We start from the raw sequence: 17,962 nt of genomic DNA on the forward strand, positions 1-17,962 counted from the left end.
CGGAACAGAGAAAGAAAGCGGTGAAACGTTTGGAAAAAATTTCAGTGCTGACAGCAAAATTAAAAAAAGCTGTTGCAGAAGAAGGAATCGGCGGTCTGGCTGGGCGTACGAAAGGGTACCTTGCGCGGGCAAAAAAAGAAAAAGAGTTTCAGAGAGAAAAATCCCGGGTCTACCGGGATATTCTCTTTATCAGTGGCTGCAATGAACAGCTGCCGCATCCACACCGGTACCGCGTGGTGCATCAGATGGAGCAGCTGGAGGCAGGCGGATATACGTGTGATACGGTTTATTTTCAGGAGCTGAAGCCCTGGATGGTACGCTGCTACGGCGCGTTCGTGATTTTCCGCTGCCCGATGACGGACACCCTGCGGGAATTTGCCACAATGGCAAAGCAGATGAACAAGCCTCTGTGGTACGATGTGGATGATCTTGTGATCGATACGAAATACACCGATCAGATTCCGTTTCTCGACCGGATGCAGCCGGAAGAACGGCAGGCATACGATCAGAATGTCCGAAACATGGGCGAGCTGCTTTCCCTCTGTGATGCGGCGGTTACGACGACAGCGGCGCTGGCAGAAGAACTGAAGCAGTACGTACCGGAGGTGCTGATCAACCGCAACTGTGCGTCAGATGAGATGCTGCTACTGTCCGAGGCGGTGTTAAAAGAAAAACAGAAAAAGAACGAAGCAGATGGAACGGCGAAAAAAGTACGCCTTGGCTATTTCAGCGGCAGTGCGACGCATCTGGACGACATCGAGATGATCGTTCCGGTGCTGAAACAGCTGCTTGGCAAAAATCCGAACCTGGAACTCCTCATCGTGGGAATTCTGGAACTCCCGGTGGAGCTGAAACTGTTTGCTTCCCAGATCCAGATGGAGGGATTTGTCGATTACCAAAAACTGCCGGAGCGGATTGCGTCGGTGGATATCAACTTGGCTCCGCTTACCGATACGATTTTTAACCGTGCGAAATCGGAAAATAAATGGGTGGAAGCGGCTCTGGTGCAGACCGTGACAGCAGCCAGCAATCTCGGCGCTTTTGCTGAGATGGTACAGGATGGAGAAGACGGCGTACTCTGCCGAGACGAAGCGGAGTGGTTGGAAAAACTGCAGTGGCTGATCGACGACGAACCGGCACGAAAAGCCATTGCCGGACGGGCATATGGCCGGTGCAGCCGCGAGTGTGTCACAATCTTTCATGCCACCGGGATTTGCGAGTGGGTGGAGCGCCACTGGAATCTACGCTGTGCCTTTGTGCTTCCAGCGATGGAGATCAGCGGAGGCATCCGCGTTGCACTTCTTCATGCGGAAATGCTGGTAAAAGCAGGAGCGCAGGTCAGCCTCTTTACTCTGGAAGGGGAGGCGGAGTGGTATCATGAGGGTGATTTCCATTTTCCGGTGCTGTCGGCCGAGCGAGAGAAACTGCAGGGAACGCTGGATCTTGCGGTAGCGACGATGTGGAATACCGCAGAGTTCGTCGAACAGTCCAGTAAGATCCGAAAGAAAAAATATCTGGTGCAGAATTTTGAAGTTGGATTTTATCCGCCGGGAAGCCCGTACCGGATCGCAACTTCGGCGACTTACCGGATGAGGAGCCCGATGGAGTACGTAACCATTTCCAAATGGTGTCAGAACTGGCTGCGGGAGGAATACCATACCGAAGCAGTCTATCTTCCGAACGGCATCGATCCGTCCTTCTATCCGAAACGGGGGCGGGATCTGCAGGGAAAAATTCGGATTCTGATCGAGGGAGACTGCAGCGCGGAGCATAAAAACGTGGACGAGAGCTTCCGTATCGTGGAACAGCTGGATCTGGAAAAATTCGAGATCTGGTACATGTCCTACAATGGAAATCCGAAATCCTGGTACCGTGTGGACCGCTTTTTACACCGGGTTCCGTATGAAAAAACACCGGAAGTCTATGCGGCGTGTGATATCCTGCTGAAAACAAGCCTGCTGGAGAGCTTTTCCTATCCGCCGCTTGAGATGATGGCGTCCGGCGGCTACGTCGTTGCTGTGCCGAACGGTGGCAATCTGGAATACCTGAAAGATGGGGAAAACTGTATTCTCTATCCGCAGGGAAATCTCGCGGAGGCAAAAGCGGCGATTGAGCGTATTCTGACAGATGCGGAACTGAGGAAAAAACTGGATACGGGAGCAGAAGAGACGGTAAAGGAAAGAAACTGGAAAAGAATCGAACCACAGATTTTAGAACAGTATCTTGGAAAATAAATAAGCAACAAAAAGGGCTGTCGCACTAGCAAATATTTCTGGCGGTAGCTCTGCTTTATACCCAAATGGCATCGAAATCGGTTGCGTTTTCGATGCCATTCTTTACTTCTTATAGGAAAGTTCGACTTCCGTCGAACTCTTGAATCAGGATCACCCGTTGGACGGGAGGTCCTGATTGCTTATAAATTAGAAGATCAGTGCCGTTTGTTTCGGTTATTGCGGCGTCTGTTTCTGCGTTTCCGTCTCTTTCTCGCGTTGTTGATCACGACAATGATCAGAATCAGAAAAGCGACACCGTTCAGGCCAAGCAGAATATAGAGCAGTGTGGAGAGAAAAGAAATTTTCTTGGTTTCTTCCGGTGTTGGAATATCTGTGCTGTCGGTTTCTTCTGATGAATCGGAGGAAACCGAAGAACTGTCGGAAACAGTACATGGAGCGGAAACCTCGGCTGTTCCGATGAAGTGATCATCGAAAAAATACTGGCGGGTGTACGGTTCCTCAACGGAAGCGCCGTCCGGATCGGTGTAGGTTGCAGTTTCAATTTTCGCATTCTTTGGAAGCGTTACCACACCGGAAAGACTTTCCTTTTTTGCGTTCTTCAGGGTATAATGTGTAAAATTATCATAACCGAAATCAAGTACGGTACGGGTATCGTTGATATAATCGAGGTTATCACAGGTTAAAACAACGCAGACCAGCGTCATATTGCCTCGCTTGGCAGCGGTAACGAGTGTGTTGTGTGCCTCATCGGTATAACCGGTCTTTCCGGCGAAAGCACCCTTGTATCCCCACTGACCGTCCTGGAACAGCAATGCGTGGTGGTTCTGAAGATCACGCGGTGTCGAGGTCATATTGGTCGGCTGAATTGTGTAGGTCAGATCGGACTCGATGCGGCAGAAGGTCTCGTTTTTGATGCACTCCTGCATAATGAGTGCCATATCGTGTGCACTGGTGTAGTGGTTCGGATCTGGCAGACCGTTTGCATTGACAAAATGGGTATTCGTGCAACCAAGTGCAGCGGCGCGTTCGTTCATCATGGCGGCGAAACCTTCCTCGCTTCCGGCAATGTCGATGGCAAGCTGTGTGCAGACCTCATTTGCCGAGGCAAGAAGAATCGCGTGAAGAGCATCCTCCACTGTGATCGTTTCGCCAAGCTGAACGTTGATGCGGGCATTTCCCGGAATGGATTCGCTGACAGCATGTTCGCCGAAGGTAACGGTGTCGGTCATCTGCTTGTTTTCAATGATCAGCAGAGCCGTCAGAATCTTGGTGATGCTGGCAGGATAGCGCTGCTCGTCCATGTTTTTATCGTATAAAACAGCACCAGTATCGGCATCGAGTAAACAGACAGCGCCGGAATTGTTTTCCGGTCCTTCGGGCCAGGTGGTGACTGTTTTTTTATCGGTTGTGGCAAAAATCGTCTGCGGGAGGCAGGACGCGGCAAAAACAAAAGCAAGCAACAGGCATAAAAATGTGCGGGCTGCAGAATTCTTTCTAATCATAACTCACTCCTTCTGATCCAGCGGGTACAGCTGCATAAGACTGTCCGGGCAGCGGATCTCTCTAAAATGTATTAGACACACTTTTATTATTATAACATAAAGCGAGCAGGGAAGAAACACATAATTTCTTAATATTTTCAGTCGGGATTTGCAAAATGCAGTAAAATAGAGTATAATGCGAACGAGTTCATACGGAAAAAACAAAAAACCTGAAAAACAAAAACCCCAAGGAGTTAAAAAAAGTGTCAGATATGAAATGGCTCCGTTTTATACGGAAATTGAAACCTTACAACATACAGAAGGGACTGCGTTACCTGAAACATTATGGCCCAAAGGAATTCCTGATCCGTCTTTCGGAGAGGATGGAGCCGGAGGAGGTTCCGTACGGACCGTGGCGGGAGCAGTACTGCGCAAAAGAGGAGGACCTGGCGTGTCAGAAAAATCATAAATTTTCTTATTGTCCGAAGATCAGCGTTGTTGTTCCGGCTTACCGTACGCCGGAAATTTTTCTGCGTCAGATGATCGAATCCCTGGAAAAACAGAGTTATGAAAACTGGGAACTGGTGATCGGAAATGCCAGCCCGGAGGATGAGACTATGGCGCGCATCCTGAAAGAGTATACCGGAAAAGATCCGCGCGTAAAGAACGTTCCGATTCCGGAAAATATCGGCATTGCAGAGAATACAAATGCAGCGCTTGCCGCAGCAGCGGGAAATTTCGTCGGTTTTATGGATCACGACGATCTGCTTGCGCCGGATGCACTCTTTGAAATTGCCATCCGTCTGGAAAAAGATCCGTCCATCGATGCTTTTTATACCGATGAGGACAAGGTACGGACCGATCTGTCCGAGTATTTCCAGCCGCATTTCAAACCGGATTTCAATCTGGATCTGCTGCGGTCAAACAATTATATCTGCCATTTCTTCGTTGTACGGCGGGAGATTGCGGAGAAAACCGGCGGCCTTCGTCCGGAATACAATGGGGCGCAGGATTATGATTATATCTTCCGCTGCACGGAAATGGCGGGAAAAATTGTACACATTCCGAGAGTTTTATATCACTGGAGGGTCCACAGCGCTTCCACCGCAGACAATCCGGCAAGCAAGCTGTACGCGTATGAGGCCGGAAAAAAGGCAATTGAGGGAAACCTTGCGCGCTGCGGCGAAGAGGGAACCGTCACACTGCGTTCGGATTATGGCTTCTACGATGTAGATTATAAACTGCAGGGAACGCCTCTGGTTTCGATTCTGATCCCGAACAAGGATCAGGCCGATACGTTACGCACCTGTCTGGAATCCATTAAGAAGAAGTGCATGTATCCATCCTATGAGATTCTGATTATTGAGAACAACAGCACTGAGGAAGCAACGTTTTCCTATTACAAAGAACTCGAAGCACAGGGCATCCGTGTCCTGAAGTATCCAAAACAGGGCTTTAACTATTCTGCGATCAATAATTTCGGCGTCAAAGAGGCAAAGGGAGAGTATCTCCTGTTTCTCAATAACGATATGGAAATCATCACACCCGATTTTATGGAAAAGATGGTGTCCAATCTGCAGAGACCGCAGATCGGGGCGGTCGGCGCGAAGCTGTATTATCCGGACAACACGGTGCAGCATGCCGGCATTATCATCGGGATAGGCGGCATTGCGGGCCACGCCTTTTTAGGACTGGCGCGCGGAAGAAGCGGCTATCTGCATAAGGCATCGCTCCAGATGAATGTGAGTGCGGTGACAGCAGCGTGCATGATGATGAAAAAAGAGGTCTTTGAGGAGGTCGGCGGCTTTGAAGAAGAACTGTCCGTCGCTTTCAATGATGTTGATCTGTGCCTGCGCATTGGAAAAGCAGGTTATAAAATCGTATACAATCCGCACGTAGAGTTGTACCATTATGAATCGAAATCCAGGGGAGCAGAGGATGACGAGAAGAAGGTGCGCCGCTTCCAGTCGGAAATCGAATTTATGCGCAGCCGCTGGATTGGGCTGTTAAAGGCAGGAGATCCCTGCTACAATCCAAATTTAACGCTGGCATCGTGGAACTATGGACTGCGTGCCGACGGCAGGGGAGTAAAACCATGGATAAAGTAGCAGTTGTAATACCAAATTATAATGGATACCGGTATCTGGAGACGTGCTTTGCAGCGCTTGCAAAGCAGACCTTTACGGAATTTACCACATATTTCGTGGACAATGGTTCACAGGATGAGAGCTGTGCGTTTCTGCGGGAACACTACCCGGAGACGAAAATCATCCAGCTCGATGATAACTATGGCTTCAGCCGTGCGGTCAACGAAGGCATCCGCCGGTCGAAGGAGCCGTATGTGATCCTTTTAAACAACGACACCGAAGTGTTCCCGGACTTTGTCGAGCGCCTTTATGAGGGAATCTGTAAAAGAAAGAATGCGTTTGCATGCAGCGCAAAGCTGATTTCCTATCAGGAGCGTGATAAAATCGACGATGCGGGAAATTACTATAATATGCTGGGATGGGCATTCGCAAGAGGAAAAGGAAAACCGGTCAGTGAATTTGAAACGTCCGACCGGATTTTTGCGGCCTGCGCCGGAGCAGCGATCTACCGCCGGGAATTTCTGGAAAAGACCGGACTTTTTGACGAAGAACATTTCGCTTATCTGGAAGATACCGACATCGGCTATCGTGCGCGGCTTTTGGGCTACGAGAACTGGTATGAGCCGTCCGCGAAGGTTTACCACGTCGGAAGCGGAACGAGCGGCTCCCGGTATAACCTCTTTAAAATCCGTTATTCTTCCAGGAACAATATTTATCTGATCTATAAAAATATGCCGGTTTTACAGATTTTGCTTAACCTGCCGGCCTTTATCCTCGGTTTTTCGGCAAAACTGGTCTTTTTTGCATCGAAGGGATACGGAAAAGAATATCTGGCAGGAATCAAGAATGGTTTTTTCATCTGCCGGAAGCCGGAAAACAGAGCAAAAAAGATCCGTTTCGAGTGGAAGCGCCTCGGCACGTATTTTGTCATCGAATGGGAGCTTTTTATCAATGTGTTCCGGAGATTTCTGGAGAGGGCATAAGGATTCTTTCAAAAGATTACGAAAAAGTTAAAAAGTTTACGGAAATAAGAAGAATGTTAGAAAAATATGATTGCTCTTTTTTGGAACTTATTGTATAGTTAGGGGTAGGGAATTTTTAAATCCCGAAAAAAACAGATAAGGTGAACGAATTTGATCAACGATAATCAGAAATATTTTGACCGGATGCACGTTCTGATCGATGCCCTGGTGCTCGCACTTTCCTATGTACTGTCCTGGTACTGCTATGTGCGGCTGGGCGTTATGAATAATCATCCGGAGAGGGGAATTCTGCCGCCGGCGACGTATATGATGGCACTGCTCTATATCGTGCCCGGCTATCTGCTGCTTTACTATGCATTCAATCTCTATGCATCCAAGCGTTTTCAGGGAAGACGTCTGGAATTTGCCAATATCTTAAAAGCGAATACGGTTGGATTTCTGGTCTGGCTGGCCAGCCTTTACATGGTGCGCCAGGTTCACTTTTCCCGTGGTATGCTCTGCATCTTCTTTGTGCTGAATGTGACACTGGAAACGATCGTAAGAAATCTGATCCACTATATCTTAAGCAATATGTGGAAACACGGCCGCAACCAGAAGCAGATTCTGATGGTCGGCTACAGCCGTGCGACCGAGGAATACATTGACCGGATCATTGCAAACCCGGAGTGGGGCTATCTCGTCCGCGGAATCCTCGATGACCATGTCAAAGCGGGAACGATGTACCGCGGTATCAAGGTTCTTGGAAGAATCAACAATCTTTCAGTCATTCTGCCGGAAAACAAACTGGATGAAATTGCCATTACCCTTGGACTGAACGAATACTTCCGCCTGGAGGAGATCGTTGCCATGTGTGAAAAATCCGGCGTACATACCCAGTTTGTGCCGGATTACCACAACATCATTCCGACAAAGCCGTACACAGAAGACCTGCAGGGACTTCCTGTCGTCAATATCCGCTATGTGCCGCTTTCCAACACGTTCAACGCGATGCTGAAACGGATTGTGGATATTTTCGGCGCGCTCGTGGCGATCATTCTGTTCTCACCGGTGATGCTGTTTTCCTGCATCATGATCAAGCTGACCTCACCGGGTCCGCTGATCTACCGTCAGACACGCGTCGGACTGCACAACAAACCGTTTGAAATGTACAAGTTCCGTTCGATGGAAGTTCAGACGGAGGAGAAAGAAAAGAAGGCATGGACCGTGAAGAATGACCCGCGTGTGACGGGATTTGGAAAATTCATGCGCCATACCAGCATTGATGAGCTTCCACAGCTCTTTAACATCTTAAAAGGAGATATGAGCCTGGTCGGACCGAGGCCGGAGCGACCTTTCTTTGTGGAAAAATTCCGGGAGGAGATCCCGCGTTATATGGTAAAACATCAGGTTCGTCCCGGTCTTACGGGATGGGCGCAGGTGAATGGATACCGGGGGGATACTTCTATCCGCAAGCGTATTGACTGTGATCTGTATTATATTGAAAACTGGACGCTGGGACTTGATTTTAAAATTCTGTTCCTGACCTTTTTCAAAGGATTTGTGAATAAAAACGCTTACTAAAAGATAAGGGGAAAAGAGATGTCGAAGAAGAATTACAAAAAGAGCAGAAAATACAAAAAAATGCGCCGCAGAAAAATAATTTTCGGAATTGAAATCACCGTTCTGCTGATTCTTTCCGGAATTCTGTTCGTCTACGCATGGATCAACCGTTCGATGGATAAGATGAATCAGGATACGCTGGACAGCTCCCAGATTCAGATCAACAGTGAAGTAAAGGCAAATACCGATCTCTCACAGATGTCCGGTACACAGGTCATCGCGCTGGTCGGCGTGGATGCCAGAGGTGTGGAAGGCTCCGAGCTGGCAGAAAGCATGAACAGTGACACGATTATTCTCTGTTGTATTGATCATGACAAGCAGGAAATCCGTATGGTGTCGATTATGCGTGACACCTGGATGAATATGGCGAAATATACCGATGAATATTATGAGTTTGACAAAGCCAATTCCGCATACAACCGCGGCGGCCCGGAGAGTATGCTCTCCATGCTGAATACAAACCTTGACTTTGCACTGACCGATTACGTTACCGTAAACTTCAAGGCACTCGCCGATGCGATTGATGTCCTGGGCGGTCTCGACATCGAGATGACAAATGCAGAGTGTGTTCATGCAAACAACTACAACAGAGAGGTATCGGAAGCACAGGGCGTAGAGTATGAAGCTATTCCGTATGATGAGGACCTTGGGGATGATTACAGCGAAGTACGTCATGTCAGCGGTGCGCTTGCTACCTCCTATGCGCGGATCCGTTATGGCGGCGGTGATGATGCAAAACGTACCAGCCGTCAGCGAATTGTTATCAATCTTATGGTACAGAAGCTGAAACAGAATCCGACCAAGATTCCGGAAATTCTGGACAAGGTGATGGGAAATGTCAGCACCAGTCTTACCAAGAATGAAATCCTGGAACTTGGTATGCATGCGGTAACGTATACGATGGGAACCTCCTATGCCTATCCGTTCCAGCTCTGCTATGGTGAAAATGTAGTGAATGCCATTGGTGAGGATGTTGTAATTCCGGTTACGCTGGAGTTCAATGTAAGAGAGCTGCATGAATATCTGTATCCGGGTCTTTCGTATGAACCGTCTGCGGCTGTTACAGAGTACAGCGACTACATTGCAAGAAAGAGCGGTTACGATGAAGATATGATCGGCTATGTGCTGAACCAGGGGCCTGGTGCAGAGGCAGATTCGGTGATCGCAGGCGACTAAATACGAGGGAGAAAACCAGACATGAAATTCTATACCGTTGATGTTATGATACCAACGTATAAACCAGGGCAGGAGTTCGCAGAGCTTCTGCCCCGCCTTTTGGAACAGACTTACCCGATCCGGTCGATCCGGGTTGTAAACACAGGGAAAAAGTTCTGGAACCCGGCGTGGGAGCAGTTATCGGATAAAATTATGGTAGAGCATATCCGGCCAAGCGAATTTGACCACGGCGGAACGAGAAGGGCGATGGCAGAAAGTTCGGATGCGGATCTTCTGCTTTTTATGACCCAGGATGCCATGCCGTACGACAATGCGTGCGTGGAACATCTGGTGGAAAAATTTTCACTGCCGCATGTGAAGGCGGCCTATGCGCGGCAGCTTCCGCGGGATGACTGCCGTACACTGGAACGGTTTACGAGAGGCTTTAACTATCCGGAGGAGAGTGATATCAAGGATGCCGGTGATCTGCCAAAACTTGGTGTTAAGACTTTTTTCTGCTCCAATGTCTGTGCAATGTATGACCGCAGGACATATGAAGAGCTGGGTGGATTTGTAGAAAGCACCTTGTTTAACGAAGATATGATCTATGCCGGGCATCTTGTGCAGGCGGGCTATGCGATTGCCTATGCGGCAGATGCGAAGGTGGTACATTCCCACAATTACGGTTGTCTGGCACAGCTTCACCGCAATTTCGACCTCGGTGTATCCCAGGCACAGCATCCGGAGATCTTTGATGCGTATCCGTCTGAGGGTGAGGGAATCCGTATGGTGAAAAAATCGGCATCCTACGTCTGCAAAATTCATAAGCCGTGGCTGCTCGTCACGTTATTTTTTCAAAGCGGATTCAAATATGTGGGATACTTCCTCGGAAAACGATACAAAAGCCTTCCGGACGGTGTGATCCGCTGGTGTACCTCAAACAAAACGTGGTGGGAATATCACGGAAAGATAAGAAAAAAACGAAATAGAAGATAAGTGAAAGTAAAAAACAAAAATAAAAAGATTTTGTAAGTAAATACGAAATGCTCCATAAGGTTGACAGAGAACGGAGCAGCGTGGTAAAAAAGTAAAGAACAAGAAATTAGAAGGCGGCATAACCTGAAAACAGAACAAGGGTGCCGCCTTTTGCTGTTAGGAGGAAAAAATCTATGTGTGGAATTGTTGGATATATTGGAACCTGCCAGGCTGCCCCGGTGCTGCTGGACGGATTGTCAAAGCTGGAGTACCGCGGATACGATTCGGCCGGAATTGCTGTATACGATGGAAACAAAATTCAGATGCAGAAAGCAATGGGCCGTCTGAAGGTGCTTGAGGAAATGACACAAAATGGAGCGACACTTCCGGGTACCGTAGGAATCGGACATACGAGATGGGCAACGCATGGGGCACCTTCCGATCTGAATGCACATCCGCATTTCAATAAAGACCACTCGATTGTCGTTGTACACAATGGAATTATTGAGAATTATCTGAAATTAAAGAAAAAACTGATGTCCAAAGGATATGAGTTCCTTTCGGAGACAGATACCGAGGTAATTGCCCATATGCTGGATTACTATTATAACGGCGATCCGCTTGCAACGATCACAAAGGTTATGCACCGCATGGAGGGATCGTATGCACTGGGTATCCTGTTCCGCGACCATCCGGATGAGGTGTATGCGGTCCGTAAAGACAGCCCGCTGATCGTTGGTACAAGTAAGAGCGGAAACCTGATTGCATCCGATGTTCCGGCTGTCCTGAAATATACAAGAGATGTCTATTTTCTGGAAAATGAGGAGATCGTGAAACTGACCCGCGATGGCCTTCACTTCTACAATATTGACGAGGAGGAGCTGGAGAAAGAGGCAACCCACATCGACTGGGATATGAATGCGGCAGAAAAAGGCGGCTATGAGCATTTCATGCTGAAAGAGATGCATGAGCAGCCAAAAGCCGTAAAAGATACCCTGACGCCGCGTATTAAGAACGGTGATGTTGTGATCGAAGAACTCGGCATGACCGATGAGGAGATCCGCGCGATCCGCAAAATCTTTATCGTTGCCTGCGGTTCTGCATACCACACCGGTGTAACCGCAAAATACGTCTTCGAAAAGCTGGCAAGAATCCCGGTTGAGGTAGATCTGGCAAGCGAATTCCGCTACCGTGATCCGATTCTGCAGGAAAATACGCTCGTGGTCATCGTCAGCCAGTCGGGTGAGACGGCCGATACCCTCGCGGCTCTCCGCCTTGCAAAAGAAAAGGGCGTGCGTACCCTTGGCATCGTAAACGTAGTTGGAAGTTCGATTGCAAGAGAGGCAGACAATGTCATGTATACCTGGGCCGGTCCGGAGATCGCTGTTGCGACAACGAAAGCGTACAGCACACAGCTTATCGCGCAGTACCTTCTGGCGATGAAGTTTGCCAAAGTACGCGGAACCGTTTCACAGAATGACTTCGATGCGATGATCCAGAGCCTTGAGCGCCTGCCGGAGCAGATTTCCCTGCTGCTGTCCCACAAGGAGAACGTACAGCGTTTTGCCAACCGTTATCTTGCGGCAGAACACGTCTTTTTCATCGGACGCGGCATCGACTATGCAATCTCGATGGAGGGCTCCCTGAAGCTGAAAGAGATTTCCTACATCCACTCCGAGGCGTATGCAGCCGGTGAGCTGAAACACGGAACCATTTCCCTGATTGAGGACGGACGCCTTGTCGTAGCCGTGCTGACCCAGCCGGAGCTCTACAAGAAAATGATCAGCAATATTCAGGAAGTGAAGACACGAGGCGCGTTTGTCATGGCGGTAACGACCGTTGGCAATACAGAAGTGGAAAAAGTAGCCGACTACGTAGTTTACCTGCCGGAGACAAATCCGATTTTTGCAAACTCCCTGGCGATCATTCCGCTGCAGCTCTTTGGCTACTACGTATCGATCGGCAGAGGCCTCGATGTGGATAAACCGAGAAACTTGGCGAAATCGGTTACGGTAGAATAAAAACCGCAGCATAAAATTCCTCTTTTTTCAAAATTATCACAGTTTCAACACAATTCTAACGTACAATAGGCAGTAGAAAATGAAGAAAGAAATAAGAGCACTGTGTATTGGTGCCTGAGATAGAAAAGAGAAAGAGGGATCAGCCATGAGTGAAGAATTCAAAAAAGAAGAAATAAATGGTGAGGCAGCAGAGAAAACCAAAGCTGCAGAGCATACAGAAGAAGTAAAAGCAGAAACGACAGCAGAGCAGAGTGCAGCAGAGACGGAAAAACCGCAGGAAACCGCAGAAGCGCCGAAGGCGGAAGAAAAGAAAACGACAACCTACAGCTGGGTGAATCCGAAAATCAGCGGAAAGACCGGCGAGGAGAATAACAGCGCTTCCTACACCGGAGAACCGGACCCGTCGGAGGCAAAGGCAGAGCGGACATCTTCTGCAAAGACAGAACATTATCAGTACCAGTCACAGACACAGAGTGCTCCGAAGCAGGAAAAACCACAGTTTTCTGCCGTTCCGCAGCCGCAGGATCACAAAAAGAAAGCGAAAAAACCAATGTCAGCCGCAAAAAAATGGGGCATGACACTTGCCATGGCAGCGTGCTTCGGACTCGTGGCAGGCGGTGTTTTCATTGGGACTGCAGCAGTCGGTACGAAAGTGATCGGTACAGCAACAGAGCAGAAGCAGGAAGTTACAATTCCGACGACCACCACAACAACGGCAGCAGACAGCAGTGATACCTCCGATACCGTAAAAGCAACCGGCGAGATGTCCGTGAAAGATGTTGCATCGAGTGCGATGCCGTCTCTGGTAGCAATTTCTACGACAACGGTGGAAGAAGTTGAGACATTCTTCGGAACCACAAGCCAGGAAGTTCCTGCAAGCGGAACCGGAGTTATTGTCGGACAGAACGACGATGAGCTCCTGATTGCGACAAACAACCACGTTGTCAGCGGTGCGACGTCTCTTTCCGTCAGCTTTATCGACGATGAGACGGTAGAAGGCCAGATCAAAGGTACCGATGCGGACAATGACCTTGCTGTTGTTGCAGTAAAACTTTCCGACATCAAGGACGAGACAAAGAGCCAGATCAAAATTGCCGTGATGGGAAATTCCGATGACCTTGAGGTCGGTGATCAGGTTGTGGCAATCGGAAATGCACTGGGAACCGGCCAGTCCCTGACGAGCGGATATATCAGTGCAAAAGACCGTACGATCTCCAGTCAGGATGAGAGTACCGGCGAGACGATTACTTCTGAGGGACTGATCCAGACCGATGCAGCCATCAACCCTGGAAACAGCGGCGGCGCCCTTCTGAACATGAACGGTGAGCTGATCGGCATTAACGAAGCAAAATACAGCTCCACACAGGTCGAGGGCATGGGCTTTGCGATCCCGATTTCGAAAGCGGAGCCGATTCTGCAGAACCTGATGAACCTGACAACAAGATACAAAGTCAGCGATGATAAGGCCGCTTATATCGGAATCAACATGGCGGATGTCAGCGCAGATGTTTCCCAGAACTACGGTATTCCGACCGGTGTCTGCATCATGAGCGTTGTGGACGGCAGCCCGGCAGCCGATGCGGGCTTCAAGAAAGGCGATGTTATCACCACGTTTGATGGAAGAAGCATCTCGAACGCCAAAGGCTTAAAAGAGACACTGACCTATTATGCGGCAGGCGAGACCGTAGATGTCACCGTACAGCGTGCGGACAACGGTGAGTACAAAGAAGTAACACTGACGCTGACCCTTGGCTCTGCAGCAGATATGCCGCAGACGAGCGGAAGCAGCAACGGAACCACAAACGATGGAACCGGAAGCTCCGATCAGAATGACCAGGGTATTCAGAATCCGTTTGGCAACAGATAAAAACTCGAAATAACTATTTCCTAAGAGAAAAAAGACGGACAGCACAGGAATATGAACGCCTGGCTGTCCGCCTTTTTTTGCATTTTTTGATATAATTTTTTGAATTTGTAAAATTCTTAAAAAAGTTGGTAATTTTTAAGAAAGTTTTTACTTGTGACCCTATGGCTTTTGGGCTATAATCAAGCTAGACCAAGCGATCTATTACAGAAAGGAATTTGAAAAATCATGTCAGAAGAGAAAGACAGAGTGGACGGTACCGCGGACGAAACTAAGGCGGAAACAAAAAGCTCTGACCATCATACAGAAGATACCTATGAAAAAGTCTGCTTCATGTGCCGCAGACCGGAGAGCAAAGCCGGAAAGATGATTACCCTTCCGGGAAACATCAATATCTGCCCGGACTGCATGCAGAAGAGCTTTGATACCATGAACCAGAACCCGGGCCAGATCAATGAGATGATGAATAATATGAACAACATGCCGAATATCGGCATGCTCGATCTCTCCGGGCTTTCCAACCAGATCCCGAACCGGCAGCGGGTAAAGAAAAAAGAAGAAAAGAAGAAAACAAAAGAATTTTCCATCAAGGACATTCCGCCGCCGCACCGGATCAAGGCGATGCTTGACGAATACGTTATCGGCCAGGACCGTGCAAAGAAAGTCATGTCGGTTGCCGTTTACAACCATTACAAACGTGTCTTTGCACCGCAGGACGGAAATATCGAGATCGAAAAATCCAACATGCTGATGATCGGACCGACCGGTTCCGGAAAAACGTATCTGGTGCAGACACTGGCACGCCTCTTAGATGTGCCGCTTGCCATCACGGACGCCACATCCCTTACCGAAGCGGGTTATATCGGTGATGATATTGAAAGCGTGGTATCTAAGCTTTTAGCGGCCGCAGACAACGATGTGGAGCGCGCGGAGCACGGTATCATCTTCATTGACGAGATCGACAAGATTGCGAAAAAGAAAAATACAAACCAGAGAGACGTCAGCGGAGAAGCCGTACAGCAGGGAATGCTGAAGCTCCTCGAGGGCAGCGACATCGAAGTTCCGGTGGGAGCCAACAGCAAAAATGCGATGGTTCCGCTCGAGACCGTCAATACCAGAAACATTCTCTTTATCTGCGGCGGTGCCTTCCCGGATCTGACGGACATCATCAAGGAGCGTCTGAACAAGACAGCTTCCATTGGCTTCCAGGCGGATCTGAAGGACAAGTATGATGGGGATAAGAACCTGCTGTCACAGGTGACCTTAGAAGACCTTCGGACTTTCGGTATGGTGCCGGAGTTCCTTGGCCGTCTGCCGATCGTATTTACGCTGGAGAGTCTCAATGAGGATATGCTGGTCGAGATCTTAAAAGAACCGAAAAATGCGATCCTGAAGCAGTATAAGAGACTGCTCGAACTCGACGAGGTGAAACTGGAATTTGATGATGATGCACTTCGCTCTATTGCAAGAAAAGCGCTGGAAAAAGATACCGGTGCGAGAGCACTCCGTTCGATCATCGAGGATTTCATGCTGGATATCATGTATGAGATTCCAAAGGACAGCAGCATCGGAGAGGTTATCATCACAAAAGACTATATTGAAAAGACCGGCGGGCCGACGATTCTCCTGCGCGGTCAGGAAGTTCCAAAGTTAGAGCAGAAATAAGGTAACTGGAAAACACAGCGGAGCAGACGTGAAACTGGCGTTTTCTTGAAATAAGAGATAAGAAAGAGAGGGTTTTAACTATGGCAGAGGATTTTTTTGGAAATTTAAGTAAAACACTGAAAAAAACAGTGGATACTGTGGGAAAGAAAACAGATGAATTCGTAGAAATTCAGAAGATCCGCACCCGTCAGCATGCGCTTGAGGATCAGATTGAGAAGAATTACCAGGATATCGGACAGATCATCTACAACCGCTATCTGAACGGCGAAGCATTCGACGAGAATCTTGCCGGCATCTGCAAAGATATCACCGATCTGGAAAAAGAGATTGCAGACTGCAGGGAAGACGTGGCAAACAAGAGAGGCCGCATCGTATGCCCGGCCTGCGGCGCAAGTGTTCCGAAAGATGCAGCTTTCTGCATGCGCTGCGGTGCTGCTATGCCGGAGAAGGAAGAAGAGCCGGAGGATGCCGAGTTTGTACACGTAGAACCGGAAGAAAAAGCAGAAGAAACCGAAGCAGCAGCGCCGGAAGAAGAGCCTGAAAAAGAAGCAGAGGTACCGGAAGAGGAATGATCTGGACCCTGCTGCCGGGAGCGGTTTTCCTTGCAGACGGATGCCTGAAAAAGAAGGCAGAAGAGGAGTTAAAGGAAAATGAGCAGATCCCGGTCTGCAAAGGACATATTGTCCTGCGGAAATGTCATAACCGCGGCGTAGCGGGCGGCGGCTTCGCGGACAGCACGAAGAAGGTGGAAATTCTCACCTTCTTTTTGCTGTCCGGACTGTGGGCGCGTCTCGGAGCGCTGGCGGGCAGACGTAAGTGTAAGGCGAAGAAGCTTGGGCTTGCGCTTACGATTGGCGGCGGCATGTCGAACTGGTATGACCGGCATAAGAGAGGTTACGTGACCGACTATGTCAGCTTCCGGTTTGGACCGGAGAAGTTCCGCAGACTTGTGTTCAATGTTTCTGATTTCTGTATTTTCTTCGGACTTGCGCTGCTGACGGCAATTTCCTGCCGGGAGTCCAGGTGATGCAGGATCTCCCGAAAAGCCCTGCGGATGGCGGGCTTTTCGGGGCAAAAAAGAAAATTTGAAATTTTTTGAAAAAATTTGAAAAAAGCTGTTGACAGATTCGGAATCATCTGGTAATATATGTTTTGTTGAACGGCACATGAGAGCCGCAAGACAAGAAATGCAGGAGTGGCGGAATTGGCAGACGCGCAGGCTTCAGGTGCCTGTGGTCGCAAGATCGTGTGGGTTCAAGTCCCATCTCCTGCATTATTTTTCGCTTTGCGTATCAAGAATTGGTCCGGTGGACCAATTCGGATTACCCTGCCTGGAATGATGCAGAAACTTCCCGGCAGGGTCTTTTTATTTCTGTGCGGAGAAGATGTGCAGACGGGGAAAGAAAAACAGACGAATCTCAGACAGTGTAAAATTGTTTAAAATTATCACTATTATCCATATTTTTCATAAAATCAAAAAAATTAAAATTTTTTCAAAAAAAGTGTTGACTTTTCTTTAGAAAGCTGTTATTATCTATCTTGTCAAGCGGACAACCGCTAAGACAACTAAGAAATGCAGGAGTGGCGGAATTGGCAGACGCGCAGGCTTCAGGTGCCTGTGGTCGCAAGATCGTGTGGGTTCAAGTCCCATCTCCTGCATTATTTTTCGCTTTGCGTATCAAGAATTGGTCCGGTGGACCAATTCGGATTACCCTGCCTGGAATGATGCAGAAACTTCCCGGCAGGGTCTTTTTATTTCTGTGCGGAGAAGATGTGCAGACGGGGAAAGAAAAACAGACGAATCTCAGACAGTGTAAAATTGTTTAAAATTATCACTATTATCCATATTTTTCATAAAATCAAAAAAATTAAAATTTTTTCAAAAAAAGTGTTGACTT

At 48.5% G+C, this 17,962-nt stretch carries 12 protein-coding genes and 2 tRNA genes; 13 read left to right on the forward strand and 1 reads right to left on the reverse strand.

The features are described from left to right. Positions 1 to 20: 20 nt before the first annotated feature. Complete coding sequence (locus tag DWW13_RS02530; RefSeq protein ID WP_416388226.1) at positions 21 to 2,234, forward strand: glycosyltransferase; 2,214 nt, start codon at positions 21 to 23, stop codon at positions 2,232 to 2,234. A gap of 194 nt (positions 2,235 to 2,428) precedes the next feature. On the opposite strand, the gene DWW13_RS02535 is transcribed toward DWW13_RS02530, so the two are convergent. Then, the gene (locus tag DWW13_RS02535) at positions 2,429 to 3,736 is read right to left on the reverse strand and encodes a D-alanyl-D-alanine carboxypeptidase family protein (RefSeq protein WP_118640230.1); all 1,308 of its coding nucleotides are present in this window, start codon (positions 3,734 to 3,736) and stop codon (positions 2,429 to 2,431) included. 251 nt (positions 3,737 to 3,987) lie between these two features. Between DWW13_RS02535 and DWW13_RS02540 the strand changes: the two genes are divergently transcribed. The 12 genes from DWW13_RS02540 to DWW13_RS02595 all read left to right on the forward strand — a co-directional run bounded on the left by DWW13_RS02540 (position 3,988) and on the right by DWW13_RS02595 (position 17,723). Then, complete coding sequence (locus DWW13_RS02540) at positions 3,988 to 5,823, forward strand: glycosyltransferase family 2 protein (RefSeq protein WP_118700706.1); 1,836 nt, start codon at positions 3,988 to 3,990, stop codon at positions 5,821 to 5,823. Further along, on the forward strand, positions 5,811 to 6,785 hold the full coding sequence (locus tag DWW13_RS02545; RefSeq protein WP_055265349.1) for a glycosyltransferase family 2 protein: 975 nt from the start codon (positions 5,811 to 5,813) through the stop codon (positions 6,783 to 6,785). Before DWW13_RS02540 ends, DWW13_RS02545 begins: the two co-directional genes overlap by 13 nt. A gap of 150 nt (positions 6,786 to 6,935) precedes the next feature. Next, on the forward strand, positions 6,936 to 8,345 hold the full coding sequence (locus tag DWW13_RS02550) for an undecaprenyl-phosphate glucose phosphotransferase (protein ID WP_055219401.1): 1,410 nt from the start codon (positions 6,936 to 6,938) through the stop codon (positions 8,343 to 8,345). An 18-nt stretch (positions 8,346 to 8,363) separates the two neighbouring features. Further along, positions 8,364 to 9,560, forward strand: coding sequence for an LCP family protein (locus tag DWW13_RS02555; protein WP_118600518.1), 1,197 nt, complete (start codon positions 8,364 to 8,366; stop codon positions 9,558 to 9,560). 21 nt (positions 9,561 to 9,581) lie between these two features. Beyond that, on the forward strand, positions 9,582 to 10,535 hold the full coding sequence (locus DWW13_RS02560) for a glycosyltransferase family 2 protein (protein WP_055219399.1): 954 nt from the start codon (positions 9,582 to 9,584) through the stop codon (positions 10,533 to 10,535). A 173-nt stretch (positions 10,536 to 10,708) separates the two neighbouring features. Continuing rightward, positions 10,709 to 12,535 (forward strand): glutamine--fructose-6-phosphate transaminase (isomerizing), encoded by a 1,827-nt coding sequence (gene glmS, locus DWW13_RS02565; protein ID WP_118719129.1) that lies wholly within the window; start codon positions 10,709 to 10,711, stop codon positions 12,533 to 12,535. Positions 12,536 to 12,680: 145 nt separating this feature from the next. Then, the gene (locus DWW13_RS02570; RefSeq protein WP_118600516.1) at positions 12,681 to 14,402 is read left to right on the forward strand and encodes a S1C family serine protease; all 1,722 of its coding nucleotides are present in this window, start codon (positions 12,681 to 12,683) and stop codon (positions 14,400 to 14,402) included. Between the two features lie 225 nt (positions 14,403 to 14,627). Continuing rightward, positions 14,628 to 16,064, forward strand: coding sequence for an ATP-dependent Clp protease ATP-binding subunit ClpX (clpX, locus tag DWW13_RS02575; RefSeq protein ID WP_022462962.1), 1,437 nt, complete (start codon positions 14,628 to 14,630; stop codon positions 16,062 to 16,064). A gap of 80 nt (positions 16,065 to 16,144) precedes the next feature. Next, on the forward strand, positions 16,145 to 16,636 hold the full coding sequence (locus DWW13_RS02580) for a zinc-ribbon domain-containing protein (protein WP_118640233.1): 492 nt from the start codon (positions 16,145 to 16,147) through the stop codon (positions 16,634 to 16,636). Further along, on the forward strand, positions 16,633 to 17,091 hold the full coding sequence (locus tag DWW13_RS02585) for a signal peptidase II (protein WP_022462960.1): 459 nt from the start codon (positions 16,633 to 16,635) through the stop codon (positions 17,089 to 17,091). Before DWW13_RS02580 ends, DWW13_RS02585 begins: the two co-directional genes overlap by 4 nt. A 162-nt stretch (positions 17,092 to 17,253) precedes the next feature. Next, positions 17,254 to 17,337, forward strand: a tRNA-Leu gene (locus DWW13_RS02590). A 302-nt stretch (positions 17,338 to 17,639) separates the two neighbouring features. Beyond that, positions 17,640 to 17,723, forward strand: a tRNA-Leu gene (locus tag DWW13_RS02595). Positions 17,724 to 17,962 lie beyond the last annotated feature (239 nt).

This window comes from Blautia sp. AF14-40 (assembly GCF_003479665.1).
GTDB lineage: Bacteria > Bacillota > Clostridia > Lachnospirales > Lachnospiraceae > Fusicatenibacter > Fusicatenibacter saccharivorans.